Below are 397 nucleotides of genomic sequence, written 5' to 3'. Positions count from 1 at the left end.
AAGGCCAACGCCAGATGATGATCTCATCGACGCATGCCGAGAAACTGTCCTCAGAAAAATTACCCGACAAAGGTGCGGCTTCGGACTAGCCGCAATTGCCGTTCCGCCGTGGCATGGTCGCCGACAAGGCGGCGATGGTATCTGCGACGGCGAGCGAACGTGCGACGTTCACCAGATACGCTTTTGACGTGGTCGAGGTGGAGTCGAACAAACCCATCAAGACATTGCGCGCCTGGTGCGACGAGGCGTTTTCGATGGGCACTTCTGGTACTGGTAGATTCAATTGAGCGGCGCTTTGGGTGGACATGGTATTAATCTGCTAACAATAATGTTACAACATGGAAACTGTAGTGACACTGTGCCAGAGCGTAGGGTTCATGGCAACCGAAGTTAACTA

General features: G+C 53.1%; 1 protein-coding gene. It reads right to left on the bottom strand.

From position 1 onward, the window contains the following. Positions 1 to 85 precede the first annotated feature (85 nt). The gene (locus tag F2P46_RS39055; RefSeq protein ID WP_166899342.1) at positions 86 to 307 is read right to left on the bottom strand and encodes a hypothetical protein; all 222 of its coding nucleotides are present in this window, start codon (positions 305 to 307) and stop codon (positions 86 to 88) included. Positions 308 to 397: the final 90 nt, after the last annotated feature.

The organism is Massilia sp. CCM 8734 (assembly GCF_011682155.1).
In the GTDB taxonomy this organism is placed as follows: Bacteria; Pseudomonadota; Gammaproteobacteria; order Burkholderiales; family Burkholderiaceae_D; genus Telluria_A; species Telluria_A rubra.
This window is presented reverse-complemented; position numbering and strand designations above follow the sequence as displayed.

What these genes read in the sequence shown, in the direction of transcription:
- F2P46_RS39055 (WP_166899342.1), bottom strand. Translation starts at nt 307, where the DNA reads ATGTCCACCCAAAGCGCCGCTCAATTGAATCTACCAGTACCAGAAGTG.